Below are 22,151 nucleotides of genomic sequence, written 5' to 3'. Positions count from 1 at the left end.
CTCAATTTGATAATGAAAAATTGTTAATGACATTTTGACATTTTAATAATAATGGCAGTACTTTTGCAGACCTAAATCGAAGATTTAAATTTAAGTTTTAAAAAACACAGCTCAAAATGAGTAAAAAGAATAAAAATAAAGAGGTTGAAGAACCGCAAGTAGAAAATACAGCAACGGCTACAGCAGAAGTTGAAGACCAAAAAGAGCAAAAATCTGCAGAAGAACAATTACAAGATCAGTTAGTTGCAGAGAAAGATAAGTTTATGCGTTTGTTTGCTGAGTTTGAAAACTATAAAAAGCGTACAAATAAAGAACGTATAGAATTGTTTAAAACAGCGAGCGAAGGTGTAATGTTGGCTATGTTGCCTGTTTTAGACGATTTTGAACGTGCCTTAACGCATATCGAAGAAGATAAGGAAGCTGAAGAATTACGTAAAGGAGTGTTGCTGATCTACAATAAGCTTTTAACAACTTTAGAGCAAAAAGGCTTATCTAAAATTGAAGTTAACAAAGGAGATGCCTTTAATGCGGACGATCATGAAGCAGTAACACAGATTCCTGCACCAAGCGATGATTTAAAAGGAAAAATCATTGATGTGGTAGAGCGTGGTTATAAGCTGGGAGATAAGGTGATTCGTTTTCCTAAAGTGGTCATAGGGCAATAAACATGAGTTTTCTACTTTCGTGGGAATAAATAATAAGTGAATTGATGAAAGAAGATTTTTACGACATATTAGGAGTAAGCAAAGGTGCTTCGGACTCTGAGATTAAAAAGGCCTATCGTAAGATGGCGTTGAAATATCATCCAGATAAAAACCCTGATGATAAAGAAGCAGAAGAAAAGTTTAAGAAAGCAGCTGAGGCATACGAAGTATTGAGTAATCCAGATAAGAAGGCACGTTACGATCAATTTGGTCATCAGGCCTTTGAGGGCGGAGGTGGCTTCGGTGGAGGCGGTATGAATATGGATGATATTTTTAGCCAATTCGGTGATATTTTTGGTGGAGCTTTTGGAGGTGGCGGATTCAGCGGTTTCGGCGGAGGTGGTAGACAGCGTGTCGTAAAAGGAAGCAATCTACGTATTAGAGTAAAACTTTCTCTAGAGGAAGTGGCTAATGGAGTAGAAAAGAAAATCAAAGTAAAACGCAAAAAGCAAGCAGAAGGTACAACTTATAAAACTTGTGGAACTTGTAACGGTTCTGGTCAGGTTACTAGAGTTACCAATACTATTTTAGGGAGAATGCAGACGGCTTCACCTTGTCAAACCTGTGGTGGATCTGGTCAAATTATTGATAAAAAACCATCTGATGCAGATGCACAGGGCTTAAAAGTAACCGAAGAAACAGTATCTGTTAAAATTCCTGCAGGAGTTGTTGATGGTATGCAACTTAAAGTAACTGGTAAAGGAAATGATGCACCAGGTAATGGTATTGCAGGTGATTTATTAGTAGTTATATCAGAAGAAGATCATCCGACTCTTAAGCGTGAAGGTGATAACCTGCATTATGATATGTATGTCAGTTTACCGGATGCAGTATTAGGAACATCTAAAGAAATTGATACTGTTACAGGAAAAGTTAGGATAAAAGTTGAAGCAGGTGTACAATCTGGAAAAATTTTAAGACTTCGTGGAAAAGGTATTCCAAGTATTAATGGTTATGGTAAAGGAGATTTATTGGTACATGTAAATGTTTGGACACCAAAGACTTTGAGTAAAAAGCAGAAAGAATTTTTTGAAAGCATGCGAGAAGACGAACATTTTGAGCCTAAACCCGAGAGCTCAGACAAATCTTTTTTCGAAAAGGTTAAAGATATGTTTTCATAAAAGAGCCTCTGTTTAAGAAAAAATACTATCTTTGAATTATCGCTAATGCTAATTAGCGGTAATTTTTCTTTTTCATAGCAATTTTTTCCCATCCTTATCTAACCATAAGGGTGGGTTTTGTTTTTTTACTCTAAACGTGTTTTGGGTGACTCCTAAGGATTAGTCCTTTTTTATTCAGTAATAGACAATTAGTAATCTTTAAATAATGCAAAACTCTTCAACATTTAATATATTTACGGACTAACCCTATAAAAAAACTAAGTTCTATATGAATGACTTATTAGTTGCTGATTCCGTGTCTAAAAACTTTGGGAATTTTAAAGCACTAAATCAGGTATCTATTGCTGTGCCTCAAGGTAGCATCTTTGGACTGCTTGGACCAAACGGAGCTGGCAAAACAACACTGATTCGTATCATCAATCAAATTACTATGCCAGATCAGGGCAATGTTCTATTAGACGGACAGCCTTTAAAACCAGAGCACATTAAAGATATTGGGTATTTACCAGAAGAACGTGGTTTGTACAAATCCATGAAGGTTGGTGAGCAATGTCTATACTTAGCACAACTCAAAGGCTTAACCAAAGCCGAGGCAAAAAGTAGATTAAAATATTGGTTTGATAAACTAGAAATAGGGGATTGGTGGAATAAGAAAATTCAAGAATTAAGTAAAGGGCAAGCCCAAAAAATTCAGTTTATAGTGACTGTTTTACACAAACCTAAGCTTCTCATTTTTGATGAACCTTTTTCAGGTTTTGACCCGATAAATGCTAATATCATTAAAGATGAGATTTTACAATTGAGAGATGAAGGTGCGACGGTTATTTTTTCGACTCATCGTATGGAATCTGTCGAAGAATTATGCGATCATATTGCATTAATCCATAAATCAAATAAGATATTAGACGGAAAACTTAATGATATTAAACGTCAATACAAAACCAATACCTTCGAAGTTGGTTTGCAATCTGATAGAAGTGATGCGGTACTTACAGAAATAAAAAATAAGTTTGAGGTGCTTCCGGCGACTTTCAGAAATTTGAATGATGATATAAAATTGAATATTAAAATAAATGAAAACATTTCTTCTAACGATTTGTTGTCTTTTTTAACCTCAAAAGCCGAAGTGCACCACTTTATGGAAGTGATTCCAACAGCTAATGATATTTTTATTCAAACTGTAAAAAATAACTAAAAATGAATCATTTACCCCTCATTATAAAACGCGAATATCTTACAAAGGTTAAGAACAAATCATTTATAGTAATGACATTTTTAAGTCCACTGATAATGATTGCTCTTATTGCAGTAGTTGCTTATTTATCGCAATTAAATAACGATAAACAACGTACTATATCTGTATTGGACGAAACAGGGTATTTAAAGGATGTATTTCAAAACACGGAAAATACAACTTATACGAATTTAAATGACTTAGATTTAGAGACAGCCAAGACTTTGGTTAAAGAAAAAGAAGACTATGGCTTATTGTATATTGCTAAGGTTGATTCATTAGAGGATATTGCTAAGAATGTAAAGTTTTATTCAGAAGAGTCACCATCATTAACCATTATATCAGGTTTAGAACGTAGGATTGAAAAACGGCTACGGGAAATGAAACTTCAAAAAGATGGTGTAACACTAGCGCAAATAGAAGCTTCAAAAACTGATATTGATATAGCTCAGGAAAGTTTTGAAGGCGAGAAGAGTTCTAAAATAGATAATATTGTAAAATTGGCTTTTGGTGGCATCGCAGGCTATTTGTTATTTATGTTCATTATCATTTATGGTAATATGATAATGCGAAGTGTTATCGAAGAAAAAACAAGCCGAATAATAGAAGTGATTATTTCTTCTGTAAAACCCATTCAGCTTATGATGGGTAAAATTATAGGAACATCTTTAGCAGGTGTTACACAATTTGCCATATGGGTAGTGCTGGGTGGAGTACTAATGATTGTAGTTTCTGCAATCTTTGGTATAGATATGGCACAAATGCAAACTCCTCAGCAAGAGATGGTAAATCAGGCTATACAGGCTGAAGGAGCACAAGCCATAGCAGAAAATATGCTAACTGCTATTAATAATTTGCCAATTGCTAATCTTATTATCGCTTTTATTTTCTTCTTTATTGGCGGTTATTTGCTGTACAGTTCACTTTATGCTGCTATCGGTGCAGCAGTAGATAACGAAACAGATACACAACAGTTTATGTTACCAATTTTAATGCCACTGATTCTGGCGGTTTATGTTGGGGTGTTTACAGTAATAGAAGATCCACATGGTACAGTTTCAACAGTGTTTTCATTTATTCCATTTACATCTCCAGTGGTGATGTTAATGCGAATTCCATTTGGTGTACCGTTATGGCAACAAGGTTTATCACTAATTTTATTGATTGGTACATTCATGTTTGCAGTTTGGTTTGCTGCTAAAATTTATCGCGTTGGTATTTTGATGTATGGTAAAAAACCAACCTATAAAGAGCTCTTTAAATGGTTGAAATATTAATTTGTGATTCAGGATTTAAAAAATAAAATAGAAGAAAAAATAACTGAAAACAGTGTTTGGGAGAAAACACTAGATTTTCTTAATAAACATGTAGATTTTGGTGATAAAATAAGTATTTCTATACTAGATGTACTAATCGTTATTACGGCTATTTTTATAACAACACTGCTGTTAAGGTTAGTATTAAAGATCTTAACCAGGAATTTGCCGATAGAAAACAAAGACAAATTCAATGTGGTTTATAATTATTTTAGATGGTTGATCTATCTAATAATACTGCTTGTTACACTACATTCTGTTGGTGTTAATGTTACGGCCATTTTCGCAGCATCAGCAGCTTTACTTATCGGAGTGGGCTTGGCATTACAAACCTTATTTCAAGACATTATTTCTGGGATATTTATTCTTATTGACCAATCTGTACACGTTGATGATATTATCGAAATCGAAGGAAAGGTCGGTAGAGTCGAAGAGATTAAGCTAAGAACTACAAGAGCTGTAACAATAGATAATAAAGTATTGGTAATTCCTAACCATTTGTATTTAACCAATTCATTATATAATTGGACACAGAATGGAACACTGACGAGAGAAAGTGTTTCTGTCGGTGTAGCATACGGAAGTGATGTAGAACTGGTAAGAAAACTACTCATACAAGCAGCAAGTACACATCCAGATGTGATTCCTATTCCAGAACCAGTTGTTTTATTTACAGATTTTGGTGATAGCGCTTTAGATTTTAAATTGGTATTTACACTCAATGACAGTTTTAAGGCAACATTTCCAAAAAGCGATATACGTTTTGAAATTGATAAGCTATTTAGAAAAAATAATATAAATATACCATTCCCTCAGCGAGATCTTCATATTATAGAAAAATAAGCAACGCATGACCATACACTTCTCAAAATGCTACATAATGCTTGCCTTTATTACAATGTTTTGTATTACTTCTGCTGAAGCTCAACTTACTGATTTAGCACGTTTAGAATATTCATTTATACCAAGTACGCGTTCCGAGGACCAATACACAAGGATACGAGCCATTTTAAATTACCCTATTAAGATAAAGGATAAGGATTATCTAATTGTAGGTGGTGAGTATAACAGAATTATACTTAACCTTGAGGAAGATTATCCATTTAATACCAATGAGATAAATCGTTTACATGTTATAGATCTTAGTTTGGGTTACACCTTTAAATGTAAAAATGATTGGAGATTAGGGTTAAAAATAAACCCAAGAATTGCATCCACTTTAACACAGGAGTTAACTATGGATGATATGTTTTTAAACGGAGGTGTATTTGCAATAAAAGACAGAACAGATGCTACGGATATTAAAAGACCATACCGTTTAGTGTTAGGTCTTACATACAATACCACAGCAGGTGTTCCTTACCCGCTCCCGTTTGTGAGTTATTACAGGCGCGTTAATGCAAAATGGTCTTTTAGTGCAGGTGTACCTAAATCTAATTTAAAGTACTTTTTTAGTGAAAAGAGTATGTTACAGGTTTTTGCAGGTTTAGATGGTTATTTTGTAAATATACAACAGCCAATGATAGTTAATAATAAAGTTGTAAATAGTATATCCCTTTCAGTTGCTATAGGAGGACTTGGGTACGAATATTGTATTACAAAGCATTTAATAGCTTATTCTTATATTGGTTACACCTTTAGATTGAATAATGTATTACGTAATGAAGACAGAGAAGAGGTGTTTAAACTAGACGATTTAAATGCTTTTTATTTAAGAACAGGATTAAAATTTAAAATATAGATATGCCAAAAATATTAATAATAGAAGATGAAGCTGCTATTCGCAGAGTATTGGTAAAAATACTTTCTGAAGAGAATGACACCTATCAGGTTGAAGAAGCTGAAGATGGTTTAGTAGGTGTCGAAAAAATTAAAAAAGAAGATTACGATTTAGTACTCTGCGATATTAAGATGCCAAAGATGGATGGTGTTGAAGTACTTGAAGCAGTTAGAAAGATAAAACCAGAAACACCAATGGTAATGATTTCTGGTCATGGAGACTTGGATACAGCAGTAAATACCATGCGTTTAGGTGCTTTTGATTATATATCTAAGCCACCAGACTTAAACAGACTATTAAATACAGTACGTATTGCATTAGACCGTAAAGAGCTCGTAGTTGAAAACAAAATGCTTAAGAAAAAAGTAAGTAAAAACTATGAAATGATAGGCGAGAGTGATGCTATTGCTCGTATTAAAGATATGATTGACAAGGTGGCACCAACTGATGCTCGTGTATTAGTTACTGGTCCTAACGGTACAGGTAAAGAATTAGTTGCACATTGGTTGCATCAAAAAAGTGAACGCTCAAAAGGTCCAATGATTGAAGTTAATTGTGCTGCAATACCAAGTGAATTAATTGAAAGTGAACTTTTTGGTCATGTAAAAGGAGCGTTTACATCAGCTAATAAAGATAGAGCAGGTAAGTTTGAAGCTGCTAATGGAGGTACTATCTTTCTGGATGAAATAGGTGACATGAGTTTATCAGCTCAGGCAAAAGTGTTACGTGCTTTACAAGAAAGTAGAATTCAACGTGTAGGTAGTGACAAAGACATAAAAGTAAATGTGAGAGTTGTTGCTGCAACGAATAAAGATCTTAAAAAGGAAATTGAAGATGGAAAGTTTCGTGAAGATTTATATCACAGATTAGCTGTAATTTTAATTGAAGTACCAGCATTAAACGATAGGCGAGAAGATATTCCGCTATTAATAAATTATTTTGCTGAAAAAATCTCTAAGGAACAAGGAAATGCTAAGAAAAACTTTTCAGATAAAGCTATAAAGTTGCTTCAAAATTATGACTGGACAGGTAATATTAGAGAATTGCGAAATGTGGTAGAACGCTTAATTATTTTAGGAGGAAAAGAAGTTAGTGAAGCAGATGTCAAGGCTTTTGCATCAAAATAACTCTAGTTTATTATGAGAAACATCAATATAGAAGATTTTAGAATCACATCTCAAATCAACATTAAAGATTTACCAACGCGTGTAGATTTAGAAGCCGACAAAAAAGAACTAAAAGAGGCCTTAAGAGCTGTTAGCAGAGACCTAGCGGATATTCAAAATGCTATGTATGCCCATGGTAAATATTCGGTTTTATTTTGTATTCAAGGTATGGATACTGCAGGGAAGGATAGCTTAATTCGTGAGATATTCAAAGAATTCAATGTAAGAGGTATTGTTGCACACAGTTTTAAAAAACCCACAGAACTTGAGCTAAAGCACGATTACCTCTGGCGACATTATATAGCTTTACCAGCAAGAGGTAAATTTGGTATTTTTAATAGAACACATTACGAAAATGTTTTGGTAACTCGCGTACATCCTAATTATTTGATGTACGAAAATATGCCAGACATAAACAGTGTAGATGATGTTAACGAAGCCTTTTGGACCAGACGCTTTGATGAAATTAATAATTTTGAAAAGCATATAGCGGATAACGGAACTATTATATTCAAATTCTTTTTAAACCTGTCTAAAGATGAACAAAAAAATAGATTGCTAAGACGGTTGAGTAGATCTGATAAGCAATGGAAATTTTCTTCAGATGATCTAAAAGAACGTAAGCTTTGGGATAAATATCAAGACTGTTACGAAGATGTTTTAAATAGAAGTTCTAAGCCAAATGCACCTTGGTTTAATATTCCTGCAGATGATAAGCCTGCAGCGCGTTATATTGTGGCAAAGATTCTTTATGACACATTAAAAATGTATACAGATATTAAAGAACCAGAATTACCAACCAAAGAAAAAGCCAATATAGATTTATACAAACAAGAATTGGAAAATGAAAACTAAATTATTTACAATAGTCCTATTATGTTTTTTTACTTTTAACTATAGCCAAACAGATAAGGCTATTCTAAAAACAGTATATAAAACATCACTTACTAATGGTAAAAGCTATGAGTGGCTAGATTATTTATCTAATACTATAGGAGGACGACTTTCTGGTTCTACTAATGCTGAGCTTGCTGTGCAATACACTAAAAAAGAGCTTGAAAAATTAGGCTTAGATAAAGTGTGGTTGCAACCTGTAATGGTACCCAAATGGGTAAGAGGGGAAAAGGAAATGGCATATTTTGAAACTTCAGGATTAATAAATAAAGTTAATATTTGTGCATTGGGTGGTTCTGTTGCAACACCAGAAAATGGTGTTAAAGCACAGGTTATTGAAGTTGCGACTTATAAGGATTTAGAAAAACTTGGAGCGGAAAAGATACAAGGTAAAATAGTGTTTATAAATAAAGCCCTGCAGCCAGAGTTAATCAATACGTTTGAAGCTTATGGCGGCTGCTCTTCAGAGCGTTACAGAGGCGCAGCTGAAGCAGCGAAGTATGGAGCTGTTGGTACTATTGTACGTTCATTGAGTTCTCGTCAAGATGATTATCCTCATACAGGTAGCATGAGTTATGGCGGTTTGCCTGTTGTGCGACGTATTCCATCTGCGGCTATTAGTACTAATGATGCAGTAAAACTCAGTGAAGCTTTAAAAAAAGATAAAAATTTAGAGTTTTTCTTAGAGATGAGTTGTCAGCAATTCGATGACGTACAATCATATAATGTAATAGGTGAAATAACAGGAAGTGAGTTTCCTAACGAGTATATCATAGTAGGAGGACATTTAGATTCTTGGGATTTAGGTGATGGTGCACACGATGATGGTGCTGGAGTGGTCCAATCTATGGATGTATTACGTTTATTGAAAGAAAGTGGTATAAAACCTAAACGCAGTATTCGTGTGGTATTATTTATGAATGAAGAAAATGGATTAAGAGGTGGGCGCAAGTATGCGGAAGTCGCCAATGAAAACAATGAAAAACATGTTTTTGCTCTGGAAAGTGATTCTGGTGGTTTTACTCCCAGAGGTTTTAGCTTTGATTGCAACGAACTTATGTTGTCTAAAATTCAGGCTTGGAAACCTTTATTTAAACCTTACTTAATTCACTATTTCGAAAAAGGCTACAGTGGTGCCGATATTAGACCATTAAAGAACGATGGTATAGTTTTAGCTGGTTTACGGCCTGATTCGCAACGTTATTTTGATCATCACCATGCAGCTAACGATACCTTCGAACATGTAAACAAACGTGAGTTAGAATTAGGTGCAGCGACCATGACCGCTTTAGTATTTTTGGTGGATAAATATGGTACCGAGACCATAAGCAATAAAGAAGAAATAAAGGATTAGTTTACTGTTGAAAAAGAGAGGTAATAAGCATAGATTAAAACAAGCTCGTAAAGAAAATCAATTTTTAAATTGGTTTATTCTTTGTTTTGGTCTAGTATTATTTATTGCAGGTATAATTAAATTTATGTTTTTTAAGCCCGAAGTAGCAGTAAATGCTAGATACTTACAGCCAGTAGTTGATAATGGTGGTATTGAATGCATAGCAGGTTTTATACTACTAGTCTGTTCTATTTACAGATTTAGAAATAAAGAAAAGATTATTAAGGATACACTTAATTTAGAAAACGATAAAATATGAAGAGACTTATTGTTATAATAGTTTTAGTTATGGTTAGCACTTTGACTGCTCAAGAAAACAAAGTACTTCCTTATTACGAAGTTCCAGACTATCCAGAAGAATTTACAGCTGGTACAATGGCTGCCCGTATGGTGGATGCCCTTGGGTTTCGGTTTTATTGGGCTACTGATAGTTTAACGAAAACTGATTTAGCATATAAAGCCAATGAAGATGGTCGCTCTACTGAAGAAACTATAAAGCATATTTATGATTTGTCTAAGATTATTGTTAATTCAACGCTCAAAAAAGCTAATACTCGGGTTAACGAATCGCTATCTTACGAAGACATGAGAATAAACACACTTAATAATCTTAAAACTGCAGCTGATATTTTAAGAAATAGTAATGATATTTCTGAATACAAAATTATTTTCGGTGAACGCGAAATCCCATTTTGGAACCAAGTTAATGGACCAATAGCAGATGCCATATGGCACTGTGGACAAATTGTAATTTATAGACGTACATCAGGGAATCCTATTAACCCAAAAGTGAATCATTTTTCGGGGAAAGTCAGCGAATAATCAATGTAATCTTCTATAATATTTTCCTTGTCTTAGTTTTTTTCTTTTTTGACCTTTAAAATAAAATGGAATAGATATACCTCCAGATTTGTATATCACTAAATGTAGATGAGGTGTAGTGGTGAATCCTGTCATACCAGATATTGCAATGGGTTGTCCAACTTCAACTGTATCACCAACCTCTACTATGGCACCTTCAAAATCTAGATGTACATAATGTGCCATAGTACCATCATTATGTAGAATTAAAACCTTATTGCCCTTATCCACGCACTTTCGGGTTCTACAATGTTCCTTTGAGTCTTCTTTTACAAAAAACACAATACCATCTCTAACTGCTGTAATTGTATCTCCGACTTTAGTTCCAAAGTCAATGGCATATTTTGAGTGCGGTTTGTTATGCGAAAACTTGCCGCCAAAAGACTGAACAATTTTGTATTTTTCACCTATTGGATAAGGCAAGCTATAGCGGTAGTTCTCATCAATAATATTATTTGGGTCACCAAAATTTGCTTTAAAACTTATAAATGGTTTGACACTTATTTTAGTGGTATCTTTAATCTTGTTTATAGGAATAACTAAAGCATTTTTTAGAGTGTCGTTATATTTTAAGATACCGTAGGAGTTAACTTTTATAATTGATTTTGTCGAATCTAATGGATATAGATTCATTTCCATTGGTGCGTAAAACGGGTTAATAAAATCTAGATATATGGAGTCCTCGCTTACCCGTTTAGAAACTTTTATAGTTTGTGCTACTGTATTTTGGCTAAAACAAAACCAAATAACTAAAAGGAGAATTCTTTTCATGTATTAAAGAGAACCGTTTAATTAAATTGTTACATTTATAAAGATAAATATTAAAAAAGAAATGAAATCGGGTTATTTAAAACAAATTCATCCAGTATTACCAGTAAAAGATACGACCAAAGCTGTAGCTTATTATGTGAAAAAATTAGGTTTTGAATTGGCATTTACAGATACAACTAGTGCTCAAGGTTATGCAGGTGTACAAAGAGACGGAATTGAGATTCACTTACAATGGCATGATGAAAGCGAATGGATTGCTGGTTTAGATAGACCTATGCTTAGAATTTATGTCGATAACATTGACGCATTATTTGAGGAGTATAAACCTCAAAATGTATTTCATAATAATACAGCTTTAAAAGCGACACCTTGGGGAACTAAGGAGTTTGCTTTTTATGATTTATATAGTAATGGACTGATTTTTTATAAAGATGTTTAATAATATATAGGTATAATTTTAACGTTATATAATTAAACCAAATCAAGCTTTTATGAAAGTTAAATACGTATTTACTTTTTTATGTTTAATCAGTGTTTGTGCAATATCTATTGCTCAAAATTCAAATGAGATATTATGTAAAGTACTAGATGTCGAAAGTAAATATCCAGTTTCATATGCGACAATTCAATTTAAAGGAGAACAAAAAGGCGTAATAGCAGATGAAGATGGTGGATTTAGATTGCCAATTGAATATGTTACTTCAAATGTATTCGTAACGATTTCTTCTATAGGTTTTGAAACACTGACAGTAGATATAAGAACACTTGATGTCAGTGTATTAAATACAATATACTTAAAACCAAAAACTGAAGCTTTAAATGAAGTCTTAATTATAGCACAAACTAAGAAAAACACTAAAAATTCTAAAGCATTAACGCATATTACGCCAGAGAGTATTATTAAAGAGGCTATTAAAAAAATTCCAGTAAATTACCCAAAGGCACCACATTCTTATATGGCTTATTACCGAGATTATCAATTGGTTAATAATAACTATTATAACCTAAATGAATTTATTTTAGAGACATTTGATGCAGGTTTTCAAACCAGTAAATTTTGGTTTAAAAATAATGTTACTGCAATGTATTCTTATAATAGAAATAAAAACTATTACCAAGATTCTCTACTGCAGAAAAGCGTTTATGGTGATTCTAAAATTATAAATAAGGATAATAGTGCCATATTTATTAATACTTTAAGTAATGAATTAGAGATATTGAATGTTCACAATCCAATTCGTAACTATAATAAGCTCAGTTTTTCATTTGTAGATAAATTTAAGGATGATTTTATCAATAATCATGTCTTTAAATTTGAAAAGATTAAATATATTAATGATACCCCACTTTATGAAATCTCATTTTTATCAGAAAACTCTGATGATAAAAAGTTTAAAGCTAAAGGTGAAATTTATATAGCTAAAGATGATTATTCCATTTACAAAATAACTTATAAGATTCTAGAGAATGAACAATTTGAGCAGAACAAATCATTAGGGAATAATGGAACAAATTTTCAATCTGAAGAGCGTTTAAGAACACTTTACGAAATCAATGTAGAATACAAACAAGTAAATAATAAGATGTACTTAAACTATATGACTTTTAATAATAGATTCATTATTAAAGAACCTAACCCGTTTAGAGTTGTAGAGTTAGAGTTTAATGTTAAAGATGAAGTTTTTTATATTACATTTAATAAACCTGTAGACGAATCTTCATTAAGTAAAAAAAGTAGATTTAAACTAAAATATAAGACTAAGAAATTAACAGTAAAAAAAATTGAATTAGTCGATGATAAAATAGTAAAAGTTGAGGTTGTTGATTGGACTCTTGGAGAGAATGTAAATAAGAAGAAGATAAAATCAGAAGATTTTTCTTGTGAACTCAAAAATATTAAAGATGTATCTGGAGTTAAACTCAATAAGGACACTAAATTGAAAGGGTTTCAATTTAGAGAGTTTTTTACACAAGAGATTTTTGAGAATAAAGAACCTGTGCCCAACCTTATTTATGTCAATAAAAACTTACCATTGTCAGCAACTTACACTAATCCACCTAATTTTGATATTAATACTTATTGGGTAAACTCACCATTAAAGAAAACTAAAGATCCAATTAAAATATAATTACTTTTTTATTCTTTAATCCAGAAGACTTTCATTTAATGTTAAACGGTGGTTAATACTTTCTAAAATTTTTTCAACATTGTTAACGTAACTTTTAGTTAATGCCAAATGGTTTCTGGCAGCTAAAATATTGTGAGACACAACTCTTTTTCTGTAATCTTCACTTAAAACAAAATATTCAACAATTTTATCATTCAAATTATTTTGAAATAAATCAACAAACCATTCATTGTTTTTATACGCATTAAAATTGGACATAATTTCATTTTCCATACGTTCATTACTCTTATCTATTAATGGTAAAAATTGAGAATAAACGGTTATAATATCATTAATTAAAGAATCTTTTTTAATACTATTCGTTTCAGAAATCATCTTTAAGCGCTCAAATCCATTACGTTGAATATTAAAAGGCTGGTAGGTTGTAACCAAACCAAAACATTGTACATTATCTTTATAATTATCCATGGTTACTTCTCTATTGATAATCTTAATACTATTCTTTGAGTTTTCTTGGTAAAACTTTATGATTCCAGATGCAGAAGTTGTATCAACAACCATATCATTGTGGATAGTTTTTAGTACACCTATTAGCTCTTTATTTTGTTTCCGTTCTTCATTCCAGTTATTTACTTGCAAGGCTAACAAAATACCTATCATTACCAGAATAATTTCGCCTATAGCATAAAGCAGATAGTTACTTACTTTATTAGAAAAGAACTTTCTTCTAATTTTTCTAAAAATACTAATCATAGTTTCCTCTTATTTTTCTTCTTCATTTTCTCGTTTCATTTTAATATATCTGGATACTAAACGTATACCTAATCTAGCAAAAAGAATTATGGCTATTACCATAACTATGTCAAATCCAGTCATCGATCTTCCCGTTTGGAATATATTAGATAAAGGTATAAAAAAAGTAGTGTCTAAAACTTTTATAAGGCAATTTCAATTTGATTATTTAATATGTCATCAAAAGTTTCTCGTTTTCTAATAAGACGTGCTTTTCCATTGTAGATTAATACTTCAGCAGGTCTGTATCTAGAATTGTAATTACTTGCCATGCTAAAGCAATATGCGCCAGCATTTTTAAAACTAAGGATATCTCCCTCGTTAATTTCATTAATCCTTCTGTTATTGGCAAACGTATCTGTTTCGCAAATGTATCCTACTATTGAATAAAAACGTTCTCTTCCTTTAGGATTAGAAATATTAATAATCTCGTGTTGAGAACCGTAGAGCATTGGTCGTATTAAATGGTTAAAACCAGAATCAATCTGAGCAAAAACGGTTGATGTGGTTTGTTTTACTGCATTTACTTTGGCTAAAAATACTCCAGCTTCGCTAACTAAGAATTTTCCAGGCTCAAAAGCTAAGGTTAATTCTTTTCCATAGTCTTTACAGAATTCGTTAAAACGTTTTGATAGTTTTTCTCCTAGCTCTTCTATATTAGTTTCTATATCACCAGTTTTATAGGGTACTTTAAAACCCGAGCCAAAATCTATGAAATCTAAATTTTTAAAATGTTTAGCCGTTTCAAACAGAATTTCACTGGCGTATAAAAATACATCTATATCTAAAATATCACTTCCGGTATGCATATGAATGCCATTGATATTCATATTTGTATTTTTTACAATACGAAGTAACAAGGGAATCTGATGAATAGAAATACCAAATTTACTATCTATGTGCCCAACAGAAATATTAGTGTTTCCACCTGCCATAACATGTGGATTAATACGAATACAAACTGGGATGTTTGGGTATTTTGTGCCAAACTGTTCTAGTATTGAAAGATTATCAATGTTTATTTGTACTCCAAACTTTGCTGCGGTTTCTATTTCTTCCAGAGATACACCATTAGGCGTATAAATTATGTTTTCTGGTTTAAAGCCTGCTTTTAGTCCTAATTGCACTTCTTGGATAGATACAGTATCTAAGCCAGCTCCAAGAACATTAAATAATTTCAATACAGAAATATTTGAAAGTGCTTTAACCGCATAGTTGAGTCTTAATTGTTTTACCTTACTAAAGGCATTAATTAAACGTTTGTATTGAGAAGTAATAGTTTCGGCATCATAGACATAAACAGGACTGCCATAATCCTTAGCGATTTGTAAAAGTGTTTTATTTTTCATGTTCTATTTCCATTTTTAGAAATCAAAACTATAACTTCTTAAGGTTTAAAAGATGAAATCATTAAAATTTTACTAATTTTACACAAATTGTTAAATAATAAACAATTATGAAAACTATATCCTCTTGTGTAGAAGAAATAATTGCCTCGAAACCATTTATAGAAGAAGCTCTTAATGAGCAAATAATTAATTTCTCAGCACTTGCCTCTAATTTACAGATATCAGTATCTAAAATGCTTCATAAGGATGTGAAGACAGGAGCAATAATGATGGCTTTACGACGCTATAACCAACCTTTAAATACCAGCACTTCAATAAAATTAAAGCATGTATTTAATAATTTAGGAGACATTACAGTACGCTCTGGCTTAAGTGATTTTACATTTAAAAATTCAAAGACCATAATTAATTGTAATACAGGAGTCTTAGATAGCTTAAATTTAAAGGATCATATTTTTTATGCTTTTACCCGTGGAATTTACGAAAGCAATATTGTAATATCTAGTTCTGAAAAAAACACAGTTCTCAGTGAATTTAAAGATGAAGAGCAAATAGGTTTACAAGAAAATTTATCTGCCATCACGATATCACTTCCAAAAGAGAACTCTAAAGTTGTTGGTCTTTATTATCATATATTTAAAAAGTTAGCCTGGGAAGGTGTTACGCTTTATGAAGTCATTTCTACGACTAATGAATTTACGGTTTTAGTAGAGGATAATCTTGTTGATAAAGCATTTTCTGTGATTAAACGTTTAAAACTATAATATCTCTAATAATAGTTTTTAAAATATTGGTAATACGATTATGGTTGATTATTTTTGTGCCACGAAATAAATTTGAGAGATTTCCTTGGTCAAGGAAACTATAAATAGAATATTTATTATGAATTTACACGAATATCAAGGAAAAGAATTATTAAGTAGTTTTGGAGTGCGTATACAACGTGGCATCGTAGCTCAAACCGCTGATGAAGCTGTAGCTGCGGCTAAAAAATTAACCGAAGAAACAGGCACAGGTTGGCATGTTATCAAAGCTCAGGTTCATGCAGGTGGACGTGGAAAAGGTGGTGGTGTTAAGTTAGCAAAAAACTTAGATGAGGTTAAGGATATAGCAGGACAAATCATAGGTATGAATTTGATAACACCTCAAACATCTGCCGAAGGTAAAAAAGTACATCAGGTATTAATCGCTGAAGATGTATACTATCCTGGTGATAACGAGCCAGAAGAATATTATATGTCTGTGCTTTTAAATAGAGCTAACGGCAAGAATATGATTATGTATTCTACTGAAGGTGGAATGGATATTGAAACCGTAGCTGAAGAAACACCACATTTAATTTTTACTGAAGAAATTGATCCTGCTTTAGGGCTTCTTGGTTTCCAAGCACGTCGTGTGGCATTTAACTTAGGCTTATCTGGTGCAGCTTTTAAAGAAATGACAAAATTTGTATCTGCATTATATACAGCTTATGTAAAGTCTGATGCGTCTTTATTTGAAATTAATCCGGTTTTAAAAACTAGTGATGATAAAATAATGGCAGTAGACTCTAAAGTCACTTTAGATGGTAATGCCTTATTTAGACATAAAGATTTAGCAGCTTTAAGAGATAAGCGCGAAGAAAACCCTATTGAAGTAGAAGCAGGAGAATTAGGACTTAATTACGTAGATTTAGACGGAAATGTTGGCTGTATGGTAAATGGTGCTGGTTTAGCGATGGCAACAATGGATCTAATTAAGCAAGCAGGTGGTGAGCCAGCAAACTTTTTAGATGTTGGAGGTACAGCTGATGCTGCGAGAGTAGAGGCAGCCTTTAAGATTATCTTAAAAGACCCAGCTGTAAAAGCTATTCTTATAAATATTTTTGGAGGAATTGTACGTTGTGACCGTGTAGCGCAAGGTGTTATTGATGCCTATAAAAACATGGGTAATATTAATGTCCCTATTATTGTACGTTTGCAAGGTACCAATGCAGATATTGCAAAAGAATTGATTGATAATTCTGGTTTAGATGTATTAAGTGCAACAGAATTTCAAGAAGCTGCTGATAAAGTACAAACTGTACTTTCTTAGTAATAATATATTAGATATACTTTTAAAAATGCGTCTTATGTTAGACGCATTTTTTTATAAATGCAACCCACATTCTGTTTTAGGGTTGTTATTCCAACGCCCACTGCGATCTTCTCCAGGAACAGTACAATGCGTACACCCAATAGAGTGATAGCCTTTAGCTACGAGTGGATGAAACGGTAAGTTATGCGCTTCAATGTAATTATCGCGTTGCATTTTTGTAATATCTAAAAGTGGATAAAATTTTACAATGTCTCCACGGCGTTCAAAAATATCTAAGGTCGATCTATGATCACTTTGCCACTCCATAAGTCCAGACATCCAAATTTTATAGTTTTGCTTTATAAGATCTAAGGGCTTTACTTTATTAATCGAACAGCAAAAATCAGGGTTTTTTCCCCAGGTTTCGTCTTTAGTTGTAAACTCATGTTCTTCTTTTATAGCGGAAACTGAAGTAACATTGAGTTTGTATCTTTTCTCTAGTTTGGATTTGTAAGCAAGTGTGTCATCAAAATGATAGCCAGTATCAATAAAAAATACCTCTTGCTGTGTATTGATATCTGAAACTAATTTTAATAAAAAAGCTGAAGTCGCTGCAAAAGAACTGGTTAACATTATATCTGTAATGTTAAAATCAATATACAGTTGCTTAATGCGTTCTCTGGCCGTTAAGGGTTTATATTTTTTATTGAGGTCTACTATGTCCTTTGTAGATATATCTAATAAAGGCGAAAGATTTGAGGTAGTTTCAAACATCTATTTAATAATAGTTAAGGATTGCAAGTTATATGCTTAAATGATAACAAAAAAATTGCAGCTTTATTTTTGCGAAGTTGATAATTTAAGATGTCTTTTTTTGCTTTTTTGGCATTGGTCCTCGTAAATGAATGATAAGTCCATTAAGGAAATTTCTTAGAATCTGATCTCCACATTCCATATATTTTGGATGGTCTTCTCTTCTAAAAAATGCATTGAGTTCACTTTTAGAAATTCTAAAGTCTACAAGCTCTAATATTTTTACAATATCCTCATCTCTTAATTTGTGTGCTACTCTTAGCTTTTTAAATATATCGTTATTTGTCATCTATTAATAGTTAGTCATTATATGTCTGTCGTGTTTCTTTAGATGTTAGCCATTGATAAGCATTAGGAAAATGAGACTTCCATAAAGTTTCATTATGCTTTCCTCCTTCTATAATATGGTTTTCTATCTGTTTTGTTTTTACACCTTTAGATAGTAATAATTCTACCATGCGTTTTTGATCAGGCACCATGGATTCTCCTTCTTCACTTCCAATTAAAAAATAAAACCTTGAAGACTCTGGTATATCTGTAATTTTCACCAAATCGTATATATTTTCACTAAACCAAAAAGATGCAGAGAATACTCCTGCTTTACCAAAAGTGTTAGGATATTTTACTGTAGCATAAAATGAAATCAAACCTCCTAATGATGCGCCCATAATAGTGGTGTACTCGGCTTTGGATTTTGTTCTGTAAGTAATATCCACATGAGGTTTTAAGGTGTTTTTTATAAAATTGAGATAAGCATCTCCTTTTCCACCGCCATACTCTTCATTGGTATAAGGTGTTAATTCATCGATACGCTTTTCATTACCATGTTCAATACCAATAATAATGCTTTTGTGTTCTGTAAGTTGATTCATATATTCATCAATCTCCCATTCCCCAATATAAGAAGTTTCATTATCAAACAAATTTTGGGCATCATGCATGTAAATAACAGGATACGATTTTTTAGAATTTTGATAATCTTTGGGCAAATACACCCAAATCGTCTTTATAGTATCTAACTGTGGAGCAGCTATGGTAAATTTTGTAACCTGTTTAGAAGCAGTGCTTTGCGATTCAATTGTATTCGCAAGAAACACAAAAAATATGATATAAAAACCCTTCAATCTCATGTTATTAGTAGTGTTTTTGGTTGACAAACGTTGAATAATGTCGATTAAATACGTTTAAGTTTTCGACAAGATACATTATATCAACGACAATAAAATAATGTACCTCATTAACTTTACACTATAAAATAATTCCCTCTATAACATGATTAACCGTGCTGAAAAATTGAGCTTGCTATCAGAAATGATTGCTTTTGCACAAACAGATGAAAATATAAAATCCATTGAATATAACTTCTTATTTAGTATCGCTAAGCAACTAGATATATCTAAGGAGGATTTTGAATACCTTTTTAATCATCCTGTGACCTATGTACACTTAAAGTCACATAGTGAACGTATTGTTCAATTTCATAGACTTGTGCTTTTAATGAACCTGGATCATAAAGTATCGCACAAGCAATTAGTAAAAATCCACAACTTTGGACTAAGAATGGGGTTAAGCCATGAGTCTATTAATCGGGTTCTGGATTTAATGGATAGTTTTCCTAATAAAATTGTACCACCCGATTTTTTAATTGATATCTTTAAGGTTCAGTATAATTAAGTTGAATTTATTCCGTTGAAAAGAGGTACTTCATTAATTACTGAAAAGAGTCTTAAAGTCCCATTGAGTGTACATCATTGAAACATCACTTCACCTTCAATTGTTCTAATTTAATCTGGTATGCCGTTATTTCATCTCTAAAACGCGCCGCTTCCATAAAATCTAAGGCTTTGGCTGCTTGTTCCATTTGTTTGCGTTTTTCGCGTATTTTCTTTTCGAGTTGAGACTTTGTTAAGTATTCACTCTCAGGTTCAGCAGCAAGTTTGGCTTCCAATTCTGTTCTATATGTACTCACAGAGTTTTTTGCCAGTGCACTGTCTAAGCTTTTATTTAAAGCCTTAGGTGTGATATTATGTTTGGTATTATAGGCAATTTGCTTTTCGCGTCGGTACTCGGTTTCATCAATAGTTTTTTGCATGCTTTTGGTAATTTTATCCGCATACATAATCGCCTTTCCGTTAAGGTTTCTTGCTGCTCTACCAACAGTTTGTGTTAATGAGCGATTAGAACGAAGGAAACCCTCCTTATCTGCATCTAAAATAGCGACTAAAGAAACCTCAGGTAAGTCTAAGCCTTCTCGAAGTAAATTAACACCAACCAAAACATCAAAAATACCTTTACGTAAGTCTTGCATTATTTCTACACGCTCTAGCGTGTCAACATCACTATGGATATAACGGCAACGTATTGAGATTCGCGTGAGATACTTTACCAACTCTTCAGCCATTCTTTTAGTGAGTGTGGTAACTAAAGTACGTTCATCTTTTTCTACACGTTCTTGGATCTCCTCAATTAGATCATCAATTTGGTTTAAACTTGGTCGTACTTCAATAATCGGATCTAATAATCCTGTTGGGCGAATCACCTGTTCAACATATACACCATCGGTTTTCTGCATTTCGTAATCTGCAGGTGTAGCACTCACATAAATCACCTGGTTTTGTAGAGCTTCAAACTCTTCAAACTTTAGAGGTCTGTTATCCATGGCTGCAGGCAAACGGAAACCATATTCTACTAAGTTCTCTTTTCGACTTCGATCTCCACCATACATCGCATGAACCTGAGAAATCGTTACGTGACTCTCGTCAACGACCATTAAATAATCATCCGGGAAATAATCGAGCAAACAAAAAGGTCGCGTACCAGGTGCTCTACCATCTAAGTAACGTGAATAATTTTCAATACCAGAACAATAACCCAATTCTCTAATCATTTCTAAATCAAATTCGGTACGTTCTTTTAATCGTTTTGCTTCAAGATGTTTGCCTATATCTTTAAAATAATCGTGTTGTTTTACCAGATCATCCTGAATATCCTTGATTGCATTATTTAGAACATCTGGTGAGGTTACAAACATATTTGCGGGATAGATATTCAAACGGTCATAACGTTCTATAATTTCGTTGGTGTGTGCATCAAAGGCTTCAATTTCTTCAATTTCATCACCAAAAAAGTGAATTCTAAAAGCATTATCGGAATAGCCTGGAAATACATCGACTGTGTCTCCTTTTATTCTAAAATTTCCATTTTTAAATTCAGCTTCAGTACGAGAATACAAGCCTTGCACGAGTTGATGAAGTAATTTGGTACGCGAAATGACTTGATCACGTTCTATAGTAATCACGTTTTTTTGAAATTCAACAGGATTACCTATACCATACAAACACGATACCGAAGCCACAACGATAACATCACGACGACCAGAGAGTAGGGAAGATGTTGTACTTAAACGCATCTTCTCAATTTCTTCATTTATGGATAAATCTTTTTCAATATAAACGCCAGAAACAGGAATGTAGGCTTCTGGCTGGTAGTAATCGTAATAGGATACAAAATATTCTACAGCATTGTTAGGGAAAAACTGTTTAAACTCAGAGTATAACTGAGCTGCAAGAGTTTTGTTATGTGCTAAAACTAATGTTGGTCGCTGCACTTCTTGTATCACATTAGCGACCGTGAAGGTCTTACCAGAACCTGTTACCCCAAGTAAGGTCTGGTAGCGTTCATTTTGAGTAATGCCATTAGCTAATTGCTTTATAGCTTCGGGTTGATCTCCTGTGGGTTGAAATTCTGATTCTATTTTAAAACGCATAGCTCAA

At 32.8% G+C, this 22,151-nt stretch carries 23 protein-coding genes; 16 read left to right on the top strand and 7 right to left on the bottom strand.

Annotated elements, in window-relative coordinates:
• Positions 1 to 116 precede the first annotated feature (116 nt).
• From Q0912_RS05975 to Q0912_RS05925, 11 genes are all read left to right on the top strand, one after another.
• Complete coding sequence (locus tag Q0912_RS05975; protein WP_299113008.1) at positions 117 to 665, top strand: nucleotide exchange factor GrpE; 549 nt, start codon at positions 117 to 119, stop codon at positions 663 to 665.
• Positions 666 to 709: 44 nt separating this feature from the next.
• Entirely contained in the window at positions 710 to 1,825 is a 1,116-nt protein-coding gene (dnaJ, locus tag Q0912_RS05970) for a molecular chaperone DnaJ (protein ID WP_299113005.1), read from the top strand.
• Positions 1,826 to 2,093: 268 nt separating this feature from the next.
• Positions 2,094 to 3,020 carry an ATP-binding cassette domain-containing protein gene (locus Q0912_RS05965; protein ID WP_299113003.1) on the top strand — a complete coding sequence of 309 codons (927 nt, stop codon included), beginning with the start codon at positions 2,094 to 2,096 and terminating at the stop codon, positions 3,018 to 3,020.
• Between the two features lie 2 nt (positions 3,021 to 3,022).
• A complete protein-coding gene (locus Q0912_RS05960) occupies positions 3,023 to 4,336 on the top strand; it encodes an ABC transporter permease (RefSeq protein ID WP_299113001.1) in 1,314 nt (437 codons plus the stop codon).
• A gap of 6 nt (positions 4,337 to 4,342) precedes the next feature.
• Positions 4,343 to 5,218, top strand: a complete 876-nt coding sequence (locus Q0912_RS05955) for a mechanosensitive ion channel domain-containing protein (protein ID WP_299113183.1) — start codon at positions 4,343 to 4,345, stop codon at positions 5,216 to 5,218.
• Positions 5,219 to 5,255: 37 nt separating this feature from the next.
• Complete coding sequence (locus Q0912_RS05950) at positions 5,256 to 6,116, top strand: DUF6268 family outer membrane beta-barrel protein (RefSeq protein WP_299112999.1); 861 nt, start codon at positions 5,256 to 5,258, stop codon at positions 6,114 to 6,116.
• 2 nt (positions 6,117 to 6,118) lie between these two features.
• Positions 6,119 to 7,282 (top strand): sigma-54 dependent transcriptional regulator, encoded by a 1,164-nt coding sequence (locus tag Q0912_RS05945; protein ID WP_299112997.1) that lies wholly within the window; start codon positions 6,119 to 6,121, stop codon positions 7,280 to 7,282.
• Between the two features lie 12 nt (positions 7,283 to 7,294).
• A complete protein-coding gene (locus Q0912_RS05940; RefSeq protein ID WP_299112994.1) occupies positions 7,295 to 8,176 on the top strand; it encodes a PPK2 family polyphosphate kinase in 882 nt (293 codons plus the stop codon).
• Complete coding sequence (locus Q0912_RS05935; protein ID WP_299112992.1) at positions 8,166 to 9,569, top strand: M20/M25/M40 family metallo-hydrolase; 1,404 nt, start codon at positions 8,166 to 8,168, stop codon at positions 9,567 to 9,569. The genes Q0912_RS05940 and Q0912_RS05935 overlap by 11 nt, the downstream gene beginning before the upstream one ends.
• Before the next feature lie 7 nt (positions 9,570 to 9,576).
• On the top strand, positions 9,577 to 9,867 hold the full coding sequence (locus tag Q0912_RS05930; protein WP_299112990.1) for a hypothetical protein: 291 nt from the start codon (positions 9,577 to 9,579) through the stop codon (positions 9,865 to 9,867).
• Positions 9,864 to 10,430, top strand: a complete 567-nt coding sequence (locus tag Q0912_RS05925; RefSeq protein ID WP_299112988.1) for a hypothetical protein — start codon at positions 9,864 to 9,866, stop codon at positions 10,428 to 10,430. The genes Q0912_RS05930 and Q0912_RS05925 overlap by 4 nt, the downstream gene beginning before the upstream one ends.
• Here Q0912_RS05925 and Q0912_RS05920 read toward each other — a convergent pair whose 3' ends face one another.
• Positions 10,431 to 11,240, bottom strand: a complete 810-nt coding sequence (locus Q0912_RS05920; RefSeq protein ID WP_299112986.1) for a M23 family metallopeptidase — start codon at positions 11,238 to 11,240, stop codon at positions 10,431 to 10,433.
• A 61-nt stretch (positions 11,241 to 11,301) separates the two neighbouring features.
• Here Q0912_RS05920 and Q0912_RS05915 point away from each other — a divergent pair, with 61 nt between their 5' ends.
• Positions 11,302 to 11,679 (top strand): glyoxalase superfamily protein, encoded by a 378-nt coding sequence (locus Q0912_RS05915; RefSeq protein ID WP_299112984.1) that lies wholly within the window; start codon positions 11,302 to 11,304, stop codon positions 11,677 to 11,679.
• 52 nt (positions 11,680 to 11,731) lie between these two features.
• Positions 11,732 to 13,369, top strand: a complete 1,638-nt coding sequence (locus tag Q0912_RS05910; RefSeq protein WP_299112983.1) for a carboxypeptidase-like regulatory domain-containing protein — start codon at positions 11,732 to 11,734, stop codon at positions 13,367 to 13,369.
• A 15-nt stretch (positions 13,370 to 13,384) separates the two neighbouring features.
• On the opposite strand, the gene Q0912_RS05905 is transcribed toward Q0912_RS05910, so the two are convergent.
• Both Q0912_RS05905 and lysA read right to left on the bottom strand, forming a co-directional pair.
• Entirely contained in the window at positions 13,385 to 14,122 is a 738-nt protein-coding gene (locus Q0912_RS05905) for a DUF6090 family protein (protein WP_299112981.1), read from the bottom strand.
• Positions 14,123 to 14,304: 182 nt separating this feature from the next.
• Positions 14,305 to 15,510: a diaminopimelate decarboxylase gene (lysA, locus tag Q0912_RS05900; protein ID WP_299112980.1), complete on the bottom strand. Its 1,206-nt coding sequence runs from the start codon at positions 15,508 to 15,510 to the stop codon at positions 14,305 to 14,307.
• 107 nt (positions 15,511 to 15,617) lie between these two features.
• Between lysA and Q0912_RS05895 the strand changes: the two genes are divergently transcribed.
• A complete protein-coding gene (locus tag Q0912_RS05895) occupies positions 15,618 to 16,274 on the top strand; it encodes a hypothetical protein (RefSeq protein WP_299112979.1) in 657 nt (218 codons plus the stop codon).
• Positions 16,275 to 16,392: 118 nt separating this feature from the next.
• Positions 16,393 to 17,583: an ADP-forming succinate--CoA ligase subunit beta gene (sucC, locus tag Q0912_RS05890; RefSeq protein WP_299112978.1), complete on the top strand. Its 1,191-nt coding sequence runs from the start codon at positions 16,393 to 16,395 to the stop codon at positions 17,581 to 17,583.
• Positions 17,584 to 17,637: 54 nt separating this feature from the next.
• Here sucC and Q0912_RS05885 read toward each other — a convergent pair whose 3' ends face one another.
• From Q0912_RS05885 to Q0912_RS05875, 3 genes are all read right to left on the bottom strand, one after another.
• Positions 17,638 to 18,339, bottom strand: coding sequence for a phosphoadenylyl-sulfate reductase (locus Q0912_RS05885; RefSeq protein WP_299112977.1), 702 nt, complete (start codon positions 18,337 to 18,339; stop codon positions 17,638 to 17,640).
• Between the two features lie 85 nt (positions 18,340 to 18,424).
• Complete coding sequence (locus Q0912_RS05880; protein ID WP_218545052.1) at positions 18,425 to 18,667, bottom strand: DUF1456 family protein; 243 nt, start codon at positions 18,665 to 18,667, stop codon at positions 18,425 to 18,427.
• Between the two features lie 10 nt (positions 18,668 to 18,677).
• Positions 18,678 to 19,508, bottom strand: a complete 831-nt coding sequence (locus Q0912_RS05875) for an alpha/beta hydrolase-fold protein (protein WP_299112976.1) — start codon at positions 19,506 to 19,508, stop codon at positions 18,678 to 18,680.
• 142 nt (positions 19,509 to 19,650) lie between these two features.
• Here Q0912_RS05875 and Q0912_RS05870 point away from each other — a divergent pair, with 142 nt between their 5' ends.
• Positions 19,651 to 20,052 carry a TerB family tellurite resistance protein gene (locus Q0912_RS05870; RefSeq protein WP_218545054.1) on the top strand — a complete coding sequence of 134 codons (402 nt, stop codon included), beginning with the start codon at positions 19,651 to 19,653 and terminating at the stop codon, positions 20,050 to 20,052.
• Between the two features lie 85 nt (positions 20,053 to 20,137).
• Here Q0912_RS05870 and uvrB read toward each other — a convergent pair whose 3' ends face one another.
• Positions 20,138 to 22,144, bottom strand: coding sequence for an excinuclease ABC subunit UvrB (gene uvrB, locus Q0912_RS05865; RefSeq protein ID WP_299112971.1), 2,007 nt, complete (start codon positions 22,142 to 22,144; stop codon positions 20,138 to 20,140).
• Between the last annotated feature and the right edge of the window lie 7 nt (positions 22,145 to 22,151).

The sequence above is a fragment of the uncultured Winogradskyella sp. genome, from assembly GCF_947498345.1.
Taxonomy (GTDB): Bacteria; Bacteroidota; Bacteroidia; order Flavobacteriales; family Flavobacteriaceae; genus Winogradskyella.
This window is presented reverse-complemented; position numbering and strand designations above follow the sequence as displayed.